17 protein-coding genes are annotated in these 19,584 nt (G+C 68.7%); 11 read left to right on the forward strand and 6 right to left on the reverse strand.

Features of this window, described 5'->3' with window-relative positions:
* Positions 1-61: 61 nt before the first annotated feature.
* Both E0H50_RS39110 and E0H50_RS39115 read left to right on the forward strand, forming a co-directional pair.
* The gene (locus E0H50_RS39110; protein WP_131296203.1) at positions 62-1,387 is read left to right on the forward strand and encodes an ABC transporter permease; all 1,326 of its coding nucleotides are present in this window, start codon (positions 62-64) and stop codon (positions 1,385-1,387) included.
* Positions 1,344-2,309: a nucleoside hydrolase gene (locus E0H50_RS39115; RefSeq protein WP_202868528.1), complete on the forward strand. Its 966-nt coding sequence runs from the start codon at positions 1,344-1,346 to the stop codon at positions 2,307-2,309. Before E0H50_RS39110 ends, E0H50_RS39115 begins: the two co-directional genes overlap by 44 nt.
* On the opposite strand, the gene E0H50_RS39120 is transcribed toward E0H50_RS39115, so the two are convergent.
* Positions 2,306-2,881, reverse strand: coding sequence for a CGNR zinc finger domain-containing protein (locus E0H50_RS39120; protein WP_131296204.1), 576 nt, complete (start codon positions 2,879-2,881; stop codon positions 2,306-2,308). The genes E0H50_RS39115 and E0H50_RS39120 overlap by 4 nt on opposite strands.
* 86 nt (positions 2,882-2,967) lie before the next feature.
* On the opposite strand from E0H50_RS39120, the gene E0H50_RS39125 reads away from it, so the two are divergent.
* On the forward strand, positions 2,968-4,131 hold the full coding sequence (locus E0H50_RS39125; protein WP_131296205.1) for an MFS transporter: 1,164 nt from the start codon (positions 2,968-2,970) through the stop codon (positions 4,129-4,131).
* Here E0H50_RS39125 and E0H50_RS39130 read toward each other — a convergent pair.
* Complete coding sequence (locus E0H50_RS39130) at positions 4,128-5,333, reverse strand: M20 metallopeptidase family protein (RefSeq protein WP_131296206.1); 1,206 nt, start codon at positions 5,331-5,333, stop codon at positions 4,128-4,130. The two genes, E0H50_RS39125 and E0H50_RS39130, sit on opposite strands and share 4 nt — an antisense overlap.
* On the reverse strand, positions 5,330-6,250 hold the full coding sequence (locus tag E0H50_RS39135) for a 5'-3' exonuclease (protein WP_131296252.1): 921 nt from the start codon (positions 6,248-6,250) through the stop codon (positions 5,330-5,332). Before E0H50_RS39135 ends, E0H50_RS39130 begins: the two co-directional genes overlap by 4 nt.
* Before the next feature lie 80 nt (positions 6,251-6,330).
* Here E0H50_RS39135 and E0H50_RS39140 point away from each other — a divergent pair, with 80 nt between their 5' ends.
* A complete protein-coding gene (locus tag E0H50_RS39140; RefSeq protein ID WP_130385587.1) occupies positions 6,331-6,771 on the forward strand; it encodes an Lrp/AsnC family transcriptional regulator in 441 nt (146 codons plus the stop codon).
* On the forward strand, positions 6,768-7,430 hold the full coding sequence (locus E0H50_RS39145; RefSeq protein ID WP_131296207.1) for an HAD family hydrolase: 663 nt from the start codon (positions 6,768-6,770) through the stop codon (positions 7,428-7,430). The genes E0H50_RS39140 and E0H50_RS39145 overlap by 4 nt, the downstream gene beginning before the upstream one ends.
* Here the strand turns inward: E0H50_RS39145 and E0H50_RS39150 are convergent.
* The 3 genes from E0H50_RS39150 to E0H50_RS39160 form a co-directional block, all read right to left on the reverse strand.
* On the reverse strand, positions 7,424-9,157 hold the full coding sequence (locus E0H50_RS39150; protein WP_131296208.1) for a DUF8094 domain-containing protein: 1,734 nt from the start codon (positions 9,155-9,157) through the stop codon (positions 7,424-7,426). The two genes, E0H50_RS39145 and E0H50_RS39150, sit on opposite strands and share 7 nt — an antisense overlap.
* A 111-nt stretch (positions 9,158-9,268) precedes the next feature.
* A complete protein-coding gene (locus tag E0H50_RS39155; protein WP_131296209.1) occupies positions 9,269-10,258 on the reverse strand; it encodes a DUF8094 domain-containing protein in 990 nt (329 codons plus the stop codon).
* 166 nt (positions 10,259-10,424) lie between these two features.
* Positions 10,425-11,900 carry a KamA family radical SAM protein gene (locus E0H50_RS39160; RefSeq protein ID WP_131296210.1) on the reverse strand — a complete coding sequence of 492 codons (1,476 nt, stop codon included), beginning with the start codon at positions 11,898-11,900 and terminating at the stop codon, positions 10,425-10,427.
* Positions 11,901-12,058: 158 nt separating this feature from the next.
* Here E0H50_RS39160 and kdd point away from each other — a divergent pair, with 158 nt between their 5' ends.
* The 6 genes from kdd to lnt all read left to right on the forward strand — a co-directional run bounded on the left by kdd (position 12,059) and on the right by lnt (position 19,518).
* Positions 12,059-13,102 (forward strand): L-erythro-3,5-diaminohexanoate dehydrogenase, encoded by a 1,044-nt coding sequence (kdd, locus tag E0H50_RS39165; protein ID WP_131296211.1) that lies wholly within the window; start codon positions 12,059-12,061, stop codon positions 13,100-13,102.
* A 3-nt stretch (positions 13,103-13,105) separates the two neighbouring features.
* The gene (locus E0H50_RS39170) at positions 13,106-14,689 is read left to right on the forward strand and encodes an amidohydrolase (RefSeq protein WP_131296212.1); all 1,584 of its coding nucleotides are present in this window, start codon (positions 13,106-13,108) and stop codon (positions 14,687-14,689) included.
* Positions 14,686-16,248: a lysine 5,6-aminomutase subunit alpha gene (gene kamD, locus E0H50_RS39175; RefSeq protein WP_131296213.1), complete on the forward strand. Its 1,563-nt coding sequence runs from the start codon at positions 14,686-14,688 to the stop codon at positions 16,246-16,248. The genes E0H50_RS39170 and kamD overlap by 4 nt, the downstream gene beginning before the upstream one ends.
* Entirely contained in the window at positions 16,245-17,015 is a 771-nt protein-coding gene (gene kamE, locus E0H50_RS39180) for a lysine 5,6-aminomutase subunit beta (protein ID WP_131296214.1), read from the forward strand. Before kamD ends, kamE begins: the two co-directional genes overlap by 4 nt.
* A 2-nt stretch (positions 17,016-17,017) precedes the next feature.
* Positions 17,018-17,407 carry a 3-aminobutyryl-CoA ammonia lyase gene (gene kal / locus E0H50_RS39185; RefSeq protein ID WP_131296215.1) on the forward strand — a complete coding sequence of 130 codons (390 nt, stop codon included), beginning with the start codon at positions 17,018-17,020 and terminating at the stop codon, positions 17,405-17,407.
* A gap of 542 nt (positions 17,408-17,949) precedes the next feature.
* On the forward strand, positions 17,950-19,518 hold the full coding sequence (gene lnt / locus E0H50_RS39190; RefSeq protein ID WP_131296216.1) for an apolipoprotein N-acyltransferase: 1,569 nt from the start codon (positions 17,950-17,952) through the stop codon (positions 19,516-19,518).
* Positions 19,519-19,584 lie beyond the last annotated feature (66 nt).

Genomic DNA, 19,584 nt, shown 5'->3' on the forward strand with positions numbered 1-19,584 from the left:
CCGTCCTGCTGCCTGTGGATAACTCCCGCGCCGAACTCGCGAACTATGCGGTACTTGGCAGATGCCCAACAACGCAGACGTCCTCCGGGAACGCAGCGCCCGCACAGCGCGCCGAGTTGCCGCACAACTGAGCATCTCCGACGCTGCGGACGTCATGACGCTGCGGGACGCCTACCTCGTCGCGTACGAGTTTCCGGCGCCGCTGATGGTCAGGGTCGCCGACACCATGCTCGCCGATCTCAGGGACGACATCGCCGTACGGAAGGTCGATCGCATCGTCGCGCTCGGCCGGGACGGGCATCACCTTGCGCTGGCGATGAGGCAACTCGACGGCCAGTTCTTCGGTCGGCATGGGGCGAACCTGGTGCTGTCACGGATCCTGGTCGAGAACGCGCTCCAGGATCTGGAACGCCATCAGGGCTTGGCGTTTCCCCAGTTGCAGGCGTTTCGGGGCGCGGCGGGGCGGGTGGATCCTGCGGATACGGTGGGTGGGCTTCGGATGCTGACCGACTACCTGCACGACGAGGGGGTGCCGGTTGGGCGACCGGGAAGCCGGGTGACAGTCGTCGACACGAGTTTCAAGGGCAGCGTGCAGGAGTTGCTCGCCGCGGTGTACCCGGAGACGGAGTTCATCGGACGGTACGCCTTCTACGGTGAGTCGCCGGATGACCCGCATCCCGGGAGCAAGAAGGGGTACGAGGTGCACCTGCCCGCAGCGGAGACGCAGCACGGACGAGCTCTCGACATCCTCCCGGCCGATGAATCCAAGACGTTCGCACACCGCATTGCGCTGCATAGCATCGAGAAGTTGCTGAACGGTCCGATGTCGAGCCCGGAGCGGATCGGCGAGCGCGGACCCGAGCAGTCCGGTCAAAGACACGACCCGGAGCTCCTGAGGGGCTTGAGGCCGGCGCGGGTGTCGGCCCGGCTGCGCGATCCTCGCGTACGAGAGGGCGTGAAGGTAGTGAACCTGAAGGCCGTCGAGGATCTGGCGCGGGATATCGCCGTACTGCGTGATGCCGGGGGCAACTACCGGGGCTGGTTGGATGACTGGAGCGGGCGGTATCGGCGGGAGATCCGCGCGTGGATCGGGGGTGGGGCGACCGATGCGCGGCTTGCGGAGGTCCTCGACTCGTTTGTGTATCGAGCGGACAACCAGCAGGTAGAGGCGTTGCAGAAGACGTTGGATCGTGCCCAGGTGCCGGAACGTGACCGGCAAGCGATCTGGGAGTCGTACGAGCGGTGCGGGAGCGACAGCGACAAGCGGGTGTTCGTTGAGAATGTGTTCGGCTCGATGCGGAGAGGCGGCGGTGGTGGTGGGCGAGGGCAGGGACGAGGATCCGGTGGACGAGTGGATGGCGCTCGCCTGGACGACCGCGAACGTTGAGGGCCTCGAGGATCTTGCCGACGAGATGATCCTCGCTGGGCCCCCACCCGCGGTCGGTGTGCCCGCTATCGCGAAGGCGCCGATGGTTATTGATACGGATGCTGGTGGGGATCCGGATGACAGTGTTGCGGTGGTGGCGGCGGCTCGGTTGGTGCCTGAGTTGGCGTTGGTGGTCACCAGCGACGAGTACGGCGGGGAGCGGGCTCGGTTCGTGCGGTGGTTGCTGGATCTGGCAGGGCGGTCGGATGTTCGCGTGGTGGCGGGGGCCGATCTGGGGAATCGGAGGGGATTCGTCGTCGGCGGGATGTGTCCGGCGGATGTCCCGCCGCAGGTCACGGACGTGGCGGCGGCGGTCAGTGAGGTCTTCGAGGGGCTGGACGGGCAGGTTCGGTGGGTGGGGATGGGGCCGTTGTCGAATCTGGCGAGCCTGCAGCGGGAGCGGCCGGAGCTGGTGGCGCGGATGGCCGTGACGCAGATGGGTGGGGCGATCAACTACCGGGATCCGTCGCGGGCCGAGCACAACTTCCGGGCGGATCCGGACGCGGTGATCGAGATCCTGCCGACCTTGGAGCGTTGGGGTCCGCCGACGTTCGTGCTGTCCGACGTCACGTTCAACCCGGCCATCGAGATCACGGCGAAGTCGCCGCTCTACCGGAGGTGGGCCGCCCCGGACGCGAGGCCGTGGGAGCGCGTGTTGCGCGAACAGTTCGATCGCTGGACGGCGAAGTACCCGGCCCTGCAGCACGACGCGCTGGCGCTGGCGGCTGCGATGCTTTGGCCGGGGGTGCGGTTCGTGCGGGAGCACGTGGTGCTCGACGACGTCGCGCGGATGAGCCTGAACGCTGACGGCGCCGAGATCAAGATGTCGATCTCGGCCGACTACAGCGCCTTCATGTCCTGGCTGGAGACCGCGCTGGGCTAGCTTTGAGCTGTCCGTCGGGCGTAGGCGCGGGCTGCGCGGACTCGGTCGCCGCAGCGGGTGGAGCACCAGTGGCGGCGGCCGTGGCGGATCAGGTAGCGGTTGCAGGGCGTGGACTCACAGGCCGTGAGAGCTTCCTCGCTGGTGAGGAGGTCCGCGGCACTGGCGGAGATCGTAGCCAAGGCGTGTTCGAGGATCTCGTTCGTGGGGCAGGCGTGGGCTCGATACGGGCCGGTCTTGTCGTCCCAGCGCAGCAGTGCGGCGGTCGGGACCCGGGTGAGGGCGTCGTTCACGGCGTCGAGGGCCGCGGGAAGAGCGGGGGCTCCCGTGACGCGGGCCGCGAAGAGCGAGCGGATGTGTTCGCGGAGGGCGCGGAGCTGTGTCGCGCACATCTCTTGTACGTCGGCGTCCTCGGGCGCGAGGTTACGCGCGATGAGCCAGTGGCTGACGGCGGCAGGGCTGCCCAGCAGGTCGACGTACTGGCCGCCGGGCAGCGCGATCGCCGTGTTGGCGAACTCGAGCGCGAGGTAGTCGTCCGCACCGGGAGCGGGCGGCAGCGGCGGGGTCGGGTCCATGGGATCTCATGGTACAGGTTGCGTTCATCCGTGAGAACGATCTACTGTCTCTCACGGATAACCTGACCTGTAACCGTGAGGACGAGATGAAGCTGACGGCGTTGCTGGTGTGCGTGTTCGGAGTGACCACGGGGGAGTTCGTGGTGGCCGGGATCCTGCCGGCCGTGGCGGGGGATCTCGGGGTCTCGATCCCGGCGGCAGGGCTGCTGGTGACGGCGTACGCGCTGGGCATGATCGTCGGCGGCCCGTTGCTGACGGCAATCACCGCCGGGCGGCCGCGAAAACCTCTCGTCCTCGGGCTGCTCGCGGTCGCCGTGACGGGCAACCTGCTGTCCACGGTCGCGCCCGGGTACGGCGTCCTGTTCGTGGCCCGGATCGTGACGGCGCTGGTCACGTCCACGTTCTTCGCGAACGCGATCGTGATCGCGACCGCCTCCGCGCCACCGGAGAAGAAGGCGTCGACCGTCGCGAAGCTCGCCCTCGGGATGAACCTGGCGATGATCCTCGGCGCACCGCTCGGCACCTGGATCGGTGACGTGTTCGGCTGGCGTACGACGTTCGCCGCGATCACCGCCTGCTGCACGGTCGGCCTGATCCTGGTCGCCCGGTTCATTCCGAACGATCAGCCCGGCGTATGCACCCGCGCGCTGGCGGAGTTCGCCGTCTTCCGGAACCGTGAACTGCTCCTCGCGATCGCGATCACCGCTGTCGCCAACATCGGCGCACTGATGGTGTTCACGTACCTGGCGCCGCTGCTGACCGGCCCCGCGTCGTTCACCGCGGGAGCCATCGCCCCCATGCTGCTGGTGTACGGCGTCGGTGCGACGCTCGGCAACCTTGTGGGTGGCCGCCTCGCCGATCGCGCCCTACTGCCTTCACAACTTGGCGCGCTAGCAGTGCTAGTTCTGCTGCTCGTCGCCCTCCGGCTGAGCTCGGCCACGATCCTCATCGGCGTGCTCGTCTTCGCGCTCGGCGCAGTCGCCTTCTCCGTCATCCCCGGTATGCAAACCCGTGTCCTGACGACAGCCGCCGCGGCCCCGACGTTGGCGATCGCGGTCAACGCCTCGGCGTACCAGGTCGCGGCCGCGTTCGCGGGCTGGCTGGGTGGCCGGGTCATCGCCGGGCCCGGCCTGCCGACGATCTACGTCGTTGCCGCAGGCACCACCGTGCTCGGTGCGTTGCTGACCGGCCTCGCATTGCGCACCACGCGGGAGCGCGCCGCGCCGGAGCACGACACGTCGGTGCGTTAGCGCGTCAAGCGGCGTACGGCGAGTTCGGCGAGGAGGGCGGCGCCGTCGGGGAGGACGGAGTCGTCGAAGTTCGCCAGCGGTGAGTGGTTGTCGGCGGCCGCGTCGGGGTCGGGGGAGGCGCAGGCGCTGAGGTTGAGGTAGACGCCGGGGACCTCCTGCAGGATGTAGGAGAAGTCCTCGGCGCCGCACCGCGGGTTGGGCCGTTCGCGGAAGCGGTCCGGGCCGAAGACGTCGACGATCGTCGCGCGTGCGAAGTCGTACTCCGCCTCGTCGTTGACCGTCACCGGGTACCCGACCTGGTACTCCGCCTCGACCTGGAGCCCGTGCGCCGCGGCGAGACTCTCGACTAGCTGGATCGACACCTCCTGGACCTTCGCCCGCGCCGCCTCGGAGAACGTCCGCACGGTCGCGTCGAAGAACGCGTCGTCCGGGATGATGTTCTCCTTGGTGCCGCCCGCGATTCGCCCGACCGTCAGCACCACCGGGTCGAACACGTCGAACTGCCGCGTGATCATCGTCTGCAACGCGGTCACGATCTCGCACAGCACCGGGATCGGGTCCTTCCCCCGGTACGGCGTGGAGCCGTGGGTACCCGCTCCGATGACGCGCACGTGCAACTGATCCGCCGCGGCCATGAACGACCCGGGCCGGCTGCTCCACATCCCCAACGGCTGCGACGACGACCCGACGTGCAACCCGTACGCCGCATCCGCCCGCCGGCCCGCGGCGTCGAGCACGCCTTCGCGGATCATGATCGGCGCGCCGCCGGACGTCTCCTCGCCCGGCTGGAACATGAACACGACGTCACCGGGCAGCTCGTCCTTCAGCGCGGACAGCACCTTCGCGGCACCGACGAGCCCCGCGACGTGCAGGTCGTGACCGCAGGCGTGCATCATCCCGGGATGCTGGGACGCGAACGGCACGGCGGTCCGCTCGGTGACGGGCAGTGCGTCCATGTCACCGCGCAGCAGTACGACGGGGCCTGGGCCGGCGCCGCCCCGCAGCACGGCGGTCACGGACGACAGCTCCTTGCCGAGGGTGATCTCGAGCGGTAGTCCCTCGAGCGCGTCCAGGATCAGCTGCTGCGTCTTCGGCAGGTCGAGGTCGTACTCCGGGACCTGATGCAGCGCCCGGCGCAGGGCGACGATCTCTTCACGAAACAACTCTGCCAACTGCCGCGTCCGCACGCCGTCGGCGCTCATGCCTTCGGGCCCAGGTCGAGGGCTGCCATCACGCGTTGGGCGCTGCTGCCGAGCTCGAGCAGTTCGACGAGGTCCAGCCAGCGTTCCGGGTCCTTGATCGCGCGCGGCAGCGTCGCGTCGTACGTCCCGACCGGCGCGTCCTTCGCCACCGCGACCACCTTCGGAGCGACGTCGAGGTAGTCGGCCGCCGCCACGATCTTCTTCTTCACCCCGGGCGCCATCGGTGTACTCGGGTCGGCCGCCGCGGCGCGGATCGCGTCCAGGTCGCCGTACGCCGTGACCAGCGAGGCGGCCGTCTTCTCGCCGACACCCTTGACGCCGGGCAGCCCGTCGGACGCGTCACCACGCAGCGTCGCGAAGTCGGCGTACCGCTGGGCCGGGACCTCGTACTTCGCGAGCAGCGCCTTCTCGTCGTACACCTCGGCCCGGCCGACGCCGCGGGCGGCCGTGTAGACGACCCGGATGCCGCGGCTGTCGTCGATCAGCTGGAACAGGTCCCGGTCCCCGGTAACCACATCGACCGGCATCGTCGCCTGGTGCGACAGCGTGCCGATCACGTCGTCCGCCTCGTGGTCGGGGGCGCCGACGACGGTGATGCCGATCGCCTCCAGGCAGGCCCGGATGTACGGGATCTGCACCTCCAGGCGGTCCGGCACGTCCTCGACCTGCTCGCCCTTCGCCGACACGAACTCGACCCGCTGCGCCTTGTACGACGGAATCAGCGCCACCCGCCACGACGGCCGCCAGTTGTCGTCCCAGCACGCCACCAGATGGGTCGGCCGGTGGTTCTCGGCCAGCCGGGCGATGAAGTCGAGCAGCCCGCGGATCGCGTTGGTCGGCGTACCGTCGGCCGCCTTCATCGTGTCCGGCACGCCGAAGAAGGCCCGAAAGTAGAGCGATGCGGTGTCGAGCAGCATCAGCCGCTGTGTCCCTGGAACTGTCTCAGCCATAGGGAGATGCTTTCATGCCCGGCGGTCCCGGCAGTAGGGTCTCCAGGATGGAGGACCTGGACCGCAAGATCGTCGGGCTGCTCGCTTCCGACGGCAGGATGAGCTTCACCGACCTGGGCAAGGCGACCGGCCTGTCCACGTCGGCCGTACATCAGCGGGTGAAGCGCCTCGAGCAGCGCGGGATCATCCAGGGGTACGCGGCCACGGTCGATCACACCGCGCTGGACCTGCCGCTGACCGCGCTGATCTCGATCCGGCCGATCGACCCGTCCCAGCCGGACGACTCGCCGGAGCGGCTCCGGGAGGTCCCGGAGATCGAATCCTGCTACTCGGTCGCCGGCGACTCCAGCTACGTCCTCGTCGTCCGGGTCGCCTCACCGGCCGCCTTGGAGAACCTCCTGGCCGTGATCCGGGCGCGCGCGAACGTCTCCACGACCACGACGATCGTGCTGAGCACGCCGTACGAGCGCCGTCCTCCGGCGCTGTGAGGGTCCTGCTCAGCGACCTGTTCAGCACGCTGATCTCGGGCGGTGACGACGAGCGGGACGTGGTCAACGCACGGATGGGCGCGGCGCTCGGGGTCGACGCCGCGGCATTCCAGGCGGCGTTCGACGCATCGTCGTACGAGCGGTTCATCGGCGCGTACGGCGATTTGCCGAGCACACTCCGCGTGATCGCCGAGCGGTGCGGTGGTACTCCGACCGACGAACAGGTGCAGGAGGCAACGGGCCTGCGCCGGGCACTCGCCCAACGGTTGCTCGGCCGGGCGCCCGCGGCGACCCTCGAGACCTTGGCAGCGTTCAAGGCAGCGGGCTGGCGGATCGGGCTGGTCAGCAACATCACCGCCGAAACCCAACTCCAATGGCCGACCAGCCCGCTCGCCCAGTACTTCGACGCGACGGCCTTCTCCGCCGAGGTAGGCGCCGCCAAACCCGAGCCCGCGATCTACCGCAGCGCCTGCACCGCCCTCGACGCCGACCCCACCGACTGCCTCTACGTAGGCGACGGCAACGACAACGAACTCCCAGCCGCCGCAGCCCTCGGCATGCACACCATCCGCACCACCGAACACGCCAACAGCGACCCGACCTGGGCCGGCCCAACAATCACGACGTACGCCGACCTGACGGCCTACCTGGCTCAGTAACCGCCGGCGTCGACGACCTGGGACTCGAAGGACGCGACCTGGATCTTGCCCTTGCCCTTCGGTGGGATCAGGAGCACGGTGTCGTGGATCGTCTCCGACGTGAGGCCGTTGTAGTACTTGACGGACTTCGGACTGAAGGCGTTCTCGGGCATCCCGTCCCACCAGAAGTGCCAGTTGGGTCCGGGGATCAGCGTGTACTCGTGTGTGAGCGAGACGAACACCACCGCCGTACCGGACTTGGTGACGAACGCGGGGGACTGCGGCGGGGCCGTGAACACGTCGGTCAGGCTTCGCGTGGATCCGCGCATCTTCGCCTTCTCGGCCCTGTTGGTCACGATGCCCGCGAGCATCGTCGTGATGTCCGCGTTCGGCTGGAAGGCGGCGGCGCGGGGCGACTTGGCTCCGCCGGTCAGGTACGTGGCCAGGCTGGTCGCGGCGACCTGCGGGGCGACCGCGAGCCGCTTGTCGTCGGCCTTGGTCGCTGCGCGGAGGCCGGTCAGGTCGGGAAGCTTGACGGTCGTCTTCACCCCCGCGGCGAAAGTGATCAGCCAGGGGCTGCCGGCGGTCGCGCGCTCCCAGACGCCGAGGTGGCGGTATGCCTTGTTGGTGGAGATTGCCGAGTTGCTGACGAAACGCATCGGGTAGCCGGCGGACTGCGGAGCGCCGATCACCGGGCTCGTGTAGACGAACGGAGCGGTCGGCTTGTCCTTGGCGACGCGGTCGATCTCGTACCCGGCCTGGCTCTCGCGGACAAGGTTGCCGCCTTCAACGGTCGCGATGAGCTTGCTGTCGCGGACGCTGTTCGCCTTGTTGTTCACCGCGTTGTAGTGCTTGATCACCGCCACCGCGGCGTCGTCATTGATCGCCGGCCGAGTCAGCGCCGACACGCTGTCCGCCTGCGGCACCGCCGCACAACCACTCACCAGCCCAAGAGCCAACCCACCAACAACCACCCGACGAACCGCCCCACCACCCTGCGTCGGTGCTTGCTGCGGCGGCTGACCGTGGGCGGGCGGGTACTGGACCGGCGCGGGATGAGGTTGTGGGTACTGAGCCTGCGGGAACTGGGAGTTGCCCTGAGGGTCGTGGAACTGGGCCGGCTCGGCCTGCTGAGGCTTGGTGGGGCGGCGGCGAAGGAGGACGAGGAGGATGCCGAGGGCAAGCAGAACGATTCCGACGGCGAACACGGCCAGCGCGGTCGCGAACGCCTTCGGGATCTCGATCCCCAGATCGACCTGTACGTCGGGAGCCGTCTTCCCGTCGGCGTTCATGATGACGACGTCGTACGGGCCGTCCTCGATCGGCCACGCGATCGACTGCGTGCCGGCGCCGTTCGCCTTGGCAACCCACCAGTCGAGCGTGTCCGGCGCGGCGAGCGGACCCGCCGTACCCTTCTCGTCCTGCGTCGACAGCGCGATCGGGTACTGCACCTGCACGAGCTTCGTGTGCGCGAACCCCTTGAGATAACTGCTGACGTCGAAGTCCCGAGCCACCCCGACGAACACCGGCTGATCCTTCGTCGACCGTACGTCGACATGCAGCACCGGACCGTTCCGGTTCAGCAGTTCCGGCGTACTCGCGATCGCCAGTCCCTTGCTGGACAGATGCTGCTCACCGGACTGGACCGTGTCGTCCGGCCCGATCAGCCAGAACGCCGCGACCCCACCGACGACCGCGACAACCAACCCGATCAAAGCCAGCAGTACGCCGAATATCCTGCGGATCACCCGCACCAGAACTCCCGAGATCGCGGCATGCCCCAGACAAACCGCCCGACAAACAGACGCGTGATGCTAACCCCACCCCACTCCACCGAGCCCCGCGGGCCCCAACCAGAGTCAGTAACCGCCGGCGTCGACGAGTTGCGCCGTGAAGGACACCACCTGGATCTTGCCCTTTCCTTTCGGCGGCACCAGGAGCACCGCATCGCGGACCGTCGTCGAGGTGAGAGCGGTCTGGTACTTGACCGTCGGAGGGCTGTACACGCGCTCCGGGAAACTGTCCCACCAGAACTCCCAGTTGTTCCCCACCCCGAGCCTGTACTCGTGCGTGAGCGAGACGAACACCACGGCGGTACCGGACTTCGTGACGAATGCGGCGGAATCCGGTGGTGCTGTGAAGGTGTTCGTGATGCTGCGGACGGACACACGATCCTTCATCTGCTCGGCTTTGTCCTTCGCGAGGTCCGTGAGCATCGTCGTGATGTCCGCGTTCGGCTGGAACGCTGCGGCGCGGGGCGACGTGGATCCACCGGTGAGGTACGTCGCCAGGCTGCTCGCGGCGGCTTGTGTGGGGGTTGCGAGCTTGGCGTCGTCGGCCCGGGTCGCGACGCGCAGGCCGGTCAGATCCGGGATCTTGACGGTTGACTTCACCGCGGTGGCGAAGGTGAGGAGCCAAGGGCTGCCGGCGGTGGCGCGTTCCCACACGCCGAGATGGCGGTACTCCTTGTCTCCGGAGAACCCGGCGGAACTGACGAAGCGCATCGGGTAACTGCCGTACTGCGGCGAGCCGATCACCGGGCTGGTGTAGGAGTACGCCGCTCCTGGCTTGGCCTTGGAGGCCCGCGCGATCTCGAACCACGCCTGACTCTGCTGGAGAAGAGCGCCGCCTTCGACCGTCGCAAGGAGATTGCCGTCCAGGGTGCTGTTCGCCTTGCTGTTCACTTGGTTGTAGTGCGTGATCACGGCCGCCGCGGCGGCCGTGCTGATCGCCGGTCGGGTCGGCGTCTGCACGGTGTCCGGTGGCGGGATGGCCGAGCACCCGGTCGTCAGCACGAACACCGATCCCAGAACCGCGACCCGCCGAAGCGCTCCACTGCTGACCCGCACATGAACTCCCGAGATCGCGCCGTGCCCCAGACACGCCGCCCGACAACGCTCCGTGATGCTAACGGTTGCCTAGCGCATCTGGTGCGTCACGCTGTGGGAGTTGCAGGAAGTTGCAGAGCCTTCGGTGCCATCCCCTGCATCGGTGGCACCGAAGGCGGTTTGGGGGTCAATTGATGTCGAGGAGTTTCTGGGCCTCGGCGGCGGTGCGGGAGGCGGCGGCTCGGGCTTCGGCTTCGGCCAGGTGGTTGCCGGCGTGCTGGGTCCACCAGTCCTGGCCCTCGCGCGGGAGGGTGTCGATCGGGTCGTAGTACTCGTACGTCCGGTTCAGTGCCTCGGGGTCCTGCTGTTCGATGCCGGTGCGGTAGTTCTTCTTCCAGTACGAGATGCCGCGGACCTCGTCGTACTCGGACAGCTGGTGCACCCACCGCTTCCCGACGTACGGGACATCACAGACGATGCGCGGCGTCGCGAAGCCGGGGAGGTACCCGAGGATGCCGTGCTGCAGGTGCTGCGCGTCGCGGACCGACACCCGCCAGTGCTCGGAGAACGGGATCATGTCGCACATGTAGAAGTAGTACGGCGTGATGTTCGCCCCGTCGAGCAACGCGAAGCACAGGTCGAGCAGCTGCGGGATCGAGTCGTTCACGCCGCGCATCAGCACGCCCTGGTTGCGGACGTCACGCAGACCGGCCTCGAGCATCGCCTTGGACGCCTCGGCGACCAGCGGCGTCACGGACTGCGCCGCGTTCACGTGGGTGTGCATGGCAAGCATCACGCCCCGGCTGCGCGCCACCGACGCGACGCGTTCCACGCCCGCGAGGACGTCGGAGGACAGCCAGTGCTGCGGCATCCCCATCAGCGCCTTGGTCGCCAGCCGGATGTCTCGGATGTTCTCGATCTCGAGCAGCGACGTCAGGAACGCCTCGAGCCGCGGCCACGGCATGTTCGCCACGTCGCCGCCGGAGACGACGACGTCCCGGACCCCCGGCGTACGGCGCAGGTAGTCGAGCATGTCGTCGAGCCGGGTCTGCGGCTTCGCGACGAACTTGAGCTTGTCGATCACCGGCGTCGAGTTCCCGACCAGGTCCATGCGGGTGCAGTGGCCGCAGTACTGCGGGCACGTCGGCAGGACCTCCGCAAGGACCTTGGTCGGGTATCGGTGGGTCAACCCCTCCGTGGCCCACATCTCGTGCTCGTGCAGGGAGTCCCGGGTGGCGTGCGGGTGCGACGGCCAGTCGGTACGGCGGTCGCTGAACACCGGGAGCATGTACCGGCGGACCGGATCCGCGTAGAACGCCTCGGTGTAGTCGGCCGCACCGTTCGGGACGATCGTGTTCAGCATCTGCGGCGGCAGCAGCATCGACATCGTCGCGCGCTCGGCCTGGTCGCGGGTCAGGTCGTCGTAGAGCCGGTCCTCGAGCAGATCGCCCATCACGTCGCGCAACTGCTTCACGTTCTTCACGCAGTGCGACCGCTGCCACTGCACCGAACGCCACTCCTCGGCCGTCACGTCCTTCCAGCCGGGCAGCCGGGTCCAGTCCGGCTCGACCAGCTCGGCCCGCCGGTACGCGTACGGCTGGCCTCCCAGATTGTTGCGGCCAGGCTCCGAACGAGCCAGCTCCGGGGTGATCAGGTCGGTCACAGGTCCCTCCGAAAGGCCAGTGGTAGATACCGTTGGGGTGATGCGGTCTGATGTGAGGATAGCGATAGAACTTCCTTCAGAGCCAACAGTACGCCGCAAGAATTCTCGTCAGGGTGCTGTATGAGTAGTATTTGGCCTGACCGCACAGAGGAGGACCCGTGTCATCGAGCCCGGTAGGACTGCACCGTGTACTCGCGCCGTCCGGCGTGTTGCCGCAGGCGGCGGAGAAACTCGACGCCAGTCCCGGGATCTGGCCCGACGAGGTCCGCATCGCGGTCGAGCGGCTGAACCTGGACGCCGCGTCGTACCGCCAGCTCGCCGAAGCGCACGGCGGTGACGGTACGGCGATCCGCCGCGCGGTTCTGGACATCGTCGAAACCCGCGGCAAGATGCAGAACCCGGTCACCGGCTCCGGCGGGATGCTCGTCGGCGTGGTCGACGAGGCCGGCCCGGACTCGCCGCTCGGCGTGAAGCCCGGCGATCGGGTGGCGACCCTGGTGAGTCTCACGTTGACCCCGCTGCAGATCACCGACGGGCTGCGGGACTGGGACGGTAAGGGCGAGCAGGTTCCGGCGCAGGGGCACGCGATCCTGTTCGCGCGGTCGATCGTCGCGAAGCTGCCCGACGACCTGAAGCCGGAGCTGTCGCTGGCCGTCATGGACGTCTGCGGGGCGCCCGCGCTGACCGCCCGCGTGGTGCGATCGTATGTCGACAAAGGCATAAAGCCTGTCGTGTCAGTAATTGGCGGCGCAGGTAAGTCGGGTTCGTTGTCCTTGGCCGCGGCCCGCAACGCCGGCGCGGCCCGGACGATCGGCGTTGTGCCTGTGCAGCAAGAGAAAGAACGACTCGAGAGTGCGGCGCTGGCCGACGTCGTCACGCTCGCCGACGCGCGCGATCCCGTCGCACTGGCGACGGCGGTCGAGGACGCCGGGGGACCCGCGGACATCACCGTGGTGTGCGTCGACGTACCGGGATGTGAGCACGGCGCCGTGCTGTCGACTGCAGCCGGCGGCACCGTGATCTTCTTCTCGATGGCGACGTCGTTCTCCGCCGCCGCGCTCGGCGCCGAGGGGCTGGCCGCGGACGTCACGATGCTCGTCGGCAACGGGTACGTGCCCGGGCACGCCGACTATGCGATGGAGCTGTTGCGGACCGAGCCGGGTGTCCGTGGTCTGTTCGAGAGCAGGCTGGCGGAGGATTAGTCCGTGCGCACACTTCTGACGAACGGTTCCGTCTACTCGCCTGCCGACCCCCACGCGACCGCGGTCGCGTTCGACGACGGGGTGGTGACCTGGCTGGGTGACGACACCGGCGCGACCTCGTACGCCGACGGCGCGGACGAGGTGATCGACCTCGACGGCAAGCTCGTCACGCCCGCCTTCGTCGACGCTCACGTGCATGTCGCCGGAGCTGGCGCGGCGCTGACCGGCCTCGACCTGGCCGGTACGTCGTCCCTCGCCGACGCACTCGGCAAGCTGGCGGCGTACGCGGCTGATCTGCCCGAGGACGCGGTGATCGACAGTGCCGGGTGGGACGAGACCAAATGGCCCGAGGGTCGCCCACCGCTGGCCGAGGAGCTGGACCGAGCCGCTGGCGGGCGGCGGGTCTACTTGTCTCGGGTGGACGGTCACTCGGGCGTGGTGTCGTCCACGCTGTTCGAGGTCGCGCGCGGCGAGGGGTTCGACGAGAGCGGGCGCGTCGAGCGGCACGCCAACCATCTGGTCCGCGACGCGCTGAGTGAGCTGGTCGGTCCGGAGCAGCGGCGGCAGGAGATCCGCGCCGCGCTGCAGGCGATGGCCGCGAAGGGGATCGGCGCATTCCACGAGATGGCCGCGCCGCACATCGGGCCGCTGTGGGAGCTGCCGATCGTCCGGGAGGTTGCGGAGGAGCTCGGGCTGTCCGCGACGCTGTACTGGGGTGAGCCGGGCGCCTTCGAACACCTCGGTACCTACGGGCTCGCCGGTCTCGCCGGTGATCTGAACGCGGACGGCGCCCTCGGCTCGCGCACAGCCGCACTGCGGGAGCCGTACGCCGACCGCGCCGACCACCGTGGTCACGCGTACCTGACGGCGGAGCAGATCGCCGAGCACGTGATCGCCTGCACCGAGCGGAACGTGCAGGCCGGCTTCCACTGCATCGGCGACCAGGCGCTCGACAACATCGCGCGCGGTTTCGAGCGCGCCGCCGAGAAGGTCGGCGTCCAGGCGCTGGTCGCCGCGCGGCACCGGCTCGAGCATGTCGAAATGGTGGATGAGGCAACCATCGCGACCCTCGCGCGCTGCGGCGTGGTGGCGAGTGTGCAGCCGATGTTCGACGCCCTGTGGGGCGGTCCGGACGGCATGTACGCCGAACGCGTCGGCGACCGCTGGCGGGGGATGAACCCGTTCGGCTCGCTGGCCCGCGCGGGCGTCGTACTCGCCTTCGGTTCGGACGCCCCGGTGACCGAGCTCGGCGGTTGGGAGGCGGTGAGGGCGGCTGCGTTCCACCACGAGCAGTCGGAGCGGATCACCGTCCGCGCAGCGTTCCAGGCGCACACGCGGGGCGGGTGGCGGGCCGCAGGGATCGACGACGCCGGAGTGCTCGCGCCCAGCACGGCCGCGACGTACGCGATCTGGCACTCCGACGCCGATCTCGTGGTGCAGACGCCGGACACCCGCGTCGCGGCGTGGTCGACGGACCCGCGGGCCGGCGTACCGGTGCTGCCGGACCTGAGCCAGGGAACACCTACCTGCCTGCGAACTGCCGTCGGTGGTCGTGTGGTCTATGAAGCCGAGGGATGGTCGCAATGAGCAAGAAGCTGGACCTCGATCCAGTCACCGTCCGGAAGGCGCGCAGCCTCGCGCGCAAGGCCGGCAAGCCGATCGTCAACCTGGCCCGGCAGCACACCACGGTGTCGGTCGAGCGGGCGGTACTGCGACTCGCCGGGCTGACCGGTGCTGACACCGAGGGCATCCCGTGGGTGAACCGGCTCGCGGACACGGTGCGCGCGGACGTCGGCCTCGAGCACGGTCTCGCGCTGCCCGTGTGGGACGCGCTGCTCCGCGGCGAGGCCGAGGACCTGGCGGTGCTGGCGCAGAAGGCCGCGTCGGGTTCCGTCACGTTCCGGATGCCCGAAGGCCGCGACGCCGTCCGGGCGCGGTCGGCCGCACGCAAGGCGGCGACCACGGGGATGAAGCGGATCGACGGGCGGCGGCGGGAGCGGGACCGGCTGGTCAAGCGGCACGGCGACCCGGAACAGCGGCCGTGGATCTACCTGATCGTTGCCACCGGCGACATCTACGAGGACATCCCGCAGGCGCAGGCCGCCGCGCGGGAAGGCGCCGACATCATCGCGGTGATCCGGTCGACGGGGCAGTCGCTGCTGGACTACGTACCGGAGGGCGCGACCCGGGAAGGCTTCGCCGGCACCTACGCCACCCAGGAGAACTTCCGCCTGATGCGCGCGGCGCTGGACGAAAGCTCGAAGGAGCTGGGCCGCTACGTCCGGCTCACGAACTACGCGTCCGGGCTGTGCATGCCGGAGATCGCGACGCTGGCCGGGCTCGAACGGCTCGACATGATGCTGAACGACTCGATGTACGGGATCCTCTTCCGCGACATCAACCCGATCCGGACCTTCGTCGACCAGCGCTTCAGCCGCCAGATCCACGCCCGCGCCGGGATCATCATCAACACCGGCGAGGACAACTACCTGACCACCGCGGACGCGGTCGAGGCCGCGCACACCGTCACGGTCTCGCAGCTGCTGAACGAGTACTTCGCCAAGGAGGCCGGGCTCGAGGACTGGCAGCTCGGCCTCGGGCACGCGTTCGAGATCAACCCGGACATCCCGGACTCGTTCCGGCTCGAGCTGGCGCACGCGATGCTGGCGCGGCAGCTGTTCCCGAACGCGCCGCTGAAGTGGATGCCGCCGACCCGGCACATGACCGGTGACGTGTTCCGCGGGTACCTGCTGGACGGGTTCTTCAACCTGGTCGGCGCGATGACCGGGCAGGGCATCCTGCTGGTCGGCATGATGACCGAGGCCGTCGTGACGCCGTGGATCTCGGACCGCGACCTGGCGCTGCAGAACGTCCGCTACGTCTTGGGGGCCGCGGGCAACCTTCACGAGGACTTCCGGCCGGAGCCGAACGGGTTCATCGCGTCCCGCGCCCGCCAGGTCCTCGGCGAGTCGGTGGAACTGCTGGACCGGATCGTCGACGACGGCCTGCTGAACGCGATCGGCGACGGCACCTTCGGGTTGATGAAACGCCCGCAGGACGCCGGCCGTGGGCTGGACGGGGTCGCGCGCAAGTCACCGGCGTACTACAACCCGGCGATCGAGCTGCTCGAGGAGGGCGTGGGATGAGCATCATCCGGCCGTACGGCGACACCACGGGCGACGGCATGGTGCAGCTGTCGTTCACGTTGCCGGTCCCGCACGACAAGCGCGCCGAGGGCGCCGCGGTCCAGCTGGCCAACAAGATGGGCATGGACCCGGCCCTGGTCGTGCACTCGAAGCCGATCGGTCCGGACTTCACGTTCTTCGTGGTCTACGGGCCGGTGAACCACCTGGTCGACACGTCGAAGGTCGAGGTGGTCGAGCGCGACTACCCGTTGCTGTCGCCGAAGGAGGTCAACCTCGCGATCCGCAAGGGGCTGCGCCGCCGGCTGACCGTGGTCGGCGCCTGCATCGGCACCGACGCGCACACGGTCGGTATCGACGCGATCCTGAACATCAAGGGGTTCGCGGGCGAGAAGGGCCTGGAGTACTACCGCGAGGTGAAGGTCGTGAACCTCGGCGCGCAGGTCGCCGTACCGGAGCTGGTCCGGCGGGCCAAGGCCGACAAGGCCGACGCGATCCTGGTGTCGCAGGTGGTGACGCAGCGCGAGGCGCACGTTCTCAACACCAAGGAGATGTCCGCGGCGTTCCGGGAGGCGTACGCCGAGGACGCCCGGCCCGTACTCGTTGCCGGCGGCCCCCGTTTCACCGAGCAGATGGCCGGCGAGCTCGGCGTCGACCGGGTGTTCGGCCGCGGGACGACACCAGGTGAAGTGGCCAGCTACCTCGTCGACGCGCTGGTCACCCGGCGTCATGCCTACAGACAGCACTCAATTCGAAGCGGGGTCGCATAAAGGTGTCGAAGGCAACTATCGGTCTGACCGTCACGCATCGTCGGTATGTTCCCTACAGCCACGCGCACTACGCCGGGAACCTGGTCGACGGCGCCTACGTGCTCGCGCTGTTCGGCGACGTCGCGACCGAGGTCTGTATCCAGGCGGACGGTGACGAGGGCCTGTTCGCGTCGTACTCCGACGTGCAGTTCCTGCAGCCGCTGCGGGCCGGCGACGTCGTCGAGGTGACGGCAACGATCAGCCGCGTCGGCAACCGCAGCCGCGACCTCGACTTCAGCGCGTACGTCGTGTGCCGCGGACGTCCGGACCGATCGGAGTCGGCGGCCGAGGTACTGGCCGAACCGCTGGAGATCACCCGGGCCAAGGGAACCGTCGTCGTACCGGTTGGGTGACGATTGGTTGCCCTGGGTAACGATCACGTGGAGTGCCGATATCGCTCTGTAACGTGACTCGGCTGAAGGATCCTCGTTTTCCCTTGTAGGGCAGGCGATAGTGTTACAACGGGCTCAAAGAGCCGGGGGAGAGGTTGACACCGTCGTCGCCAGCGAGCATCGTTTTGGGAGTCGTCATATCCCGTTTGTTCAACGGTCACATGAAGTTCGGCCGCCGGATGATCCCGCGACGCTGACCAGGTCAAAGCCAGGCTTGAGTCGACGGGGGCTGAGATCACCGGAGGTTAGCCCCCCGCGGGGCAGAGGTGGAAGAGGCTCGGCGGCCAGTAGACAACAGCCGGACAGTGCGCAGCCAGCGCATCGACGGTTGGTCCGAAGGCACGCCGAGCCTCTTTCCTCTGGCCGGGCCACGGACTGTCGACACTCCTTCACTTTGCGCGATCGGTGCCGAATGGCTACCGGCCGGATACATTTGCGTGTCCGGGACGTTGTACGGTCGTTCGACCGGCATCCGTCGGTGCGTGAGGCAGAGGGGTTACCGCGTGGACCGGTTGAAGGCTCTGGGGCGGATCATGCCCCGGGTGGTGGCGGCCGCGGCCGCCGGTGCGCTGCTCGGGTTCGCGTTCGAACCACATGATCATCCCTGGCTGACGATCGTCGCCGTACCGCTGCTCCTGGCCGCCCTGAACGGGATCTCGATGAAGGCCGGCTTCCTGGTCGGCGCCGGCTTCGGGATCGCGTACTACGCCGTCCTGGTGCCCTGGCTGAGCGTGATCGGCGGCGACGCCGCGATCGCGCTGGCGATCCTCGAGGGCCTGTTCTACGCGGTCTTCGGGTTGTTCGCGACCCAGGTCCTGAAGCTTCGGCTGTGGGCGCTGTGGATCCCCTGCCTGTGGGTGGCGACCGAGTTCGCGACCGCGTCGGTACCGTTCGGCGGGTTCCCGTGGGGCCGGCTCGCGTGGGCGTTCTCGGACGAGTCCCTGGGCCGGCTGGCGGCGTACGTCGGCATCCCGGGCCTCAGCTTCCTCGTCGCGTTCGTCGGCGTCCTGCTGTACGCCGTACTGCGCCGGGGGACCACGCTGCGGCTGCGGGCCGTGGCGCTCGTCGCGGGGCTGGCGATCGTCTTCGGGAGTGCACTGATCCACCTGTCGATCGAGGGCGACGGGCAGACCGTGCGGGCCGCGATGGTGCAGGGCAACGTGCCCGGCAAGGGCCTGGAGTTCCTCGGCCGGGCGCGGACCGTGACGCGTAACCATCTCCAGGCGACGCTCGACCTGCAGAAGCGGGTCGAGGCCGGCACCGAGCTGAAGCCGGACCTGGTGATCTGGCCGGAGAACTCGACCGACATCGACCCGTACAAGGACGCGGAGACCCGCGCCGACATCGAGACCGCGGTGAAGGCGGTCGGCGTACCGATCCTGGTCGGCGCCGTCACCGAAGGGCCGGGGGAGAACGAGCGCCAGACCACCGGCATCGTCTGGGATCCCGCCACCGGGCCGGGGCAGCGGTACGCGAAGCGGCACCCTGTGCCGTTCGGTGAGTACATCCCCTTCCGCGACCAGTTGCTGCCCTACATCAAGCGGCTGGAGATGATCGGCGCGCAGACCGTGCCGGGCGTGGGTCCGGGGGTGATGCCGATCCGTGGCGTCACGTACGGCGACGTCATCTGCTTCGAGCTCGCGTACGACAACGTCATCCACGACGTGGTCAAGGGCGGCGCCCAGGTGCTGATCGTGCAGACCAACAACGCGACGTACGGCGGGACGGGTCAGCCGGAGCAGCAGTTCGCGATCACCCGGATGCGCGCGATCGAGACCGGGCGCACCGTGCTGATCGCGTCGACCAGCGGGATCTCCGGCGTCATTCGCCCGGACGGCTCGGTCGAGCACAAGTCGGCGCAGTTCGTGCCGGACGTGTACGTCGCGACCGTCCCCGTGCAGAACGGCCAGACGCTGGCGATGACCCTCGGCGGCTGGCCGGAGTGGATCCTCACCGGCCTCGGACTGCTCGGTCTGGTCCTGGCGGTGGTCGCGCGGCGCCGGCAGCGGGTGGACGAGGATCCGCAGAACCCGCCGGCCGCGACGCCGAGCCGCGAGAAGGTCCCGGTCTGAGTCAGGGTTCAGTCAGGGTTTGTTGTTCCCACTCGTTCCGTACGCTGGTGTCTCAGGCTGGAAGGG

This window comes from Kribbella sindirgiensis (genome assembly GCF_004331435.1).
GTDB lineage: Bacteria > Actinomycetota > Actinomycetes > Propionibacteriales > Kribbellaceae > Kribbella > Kribbella sindirgiensis.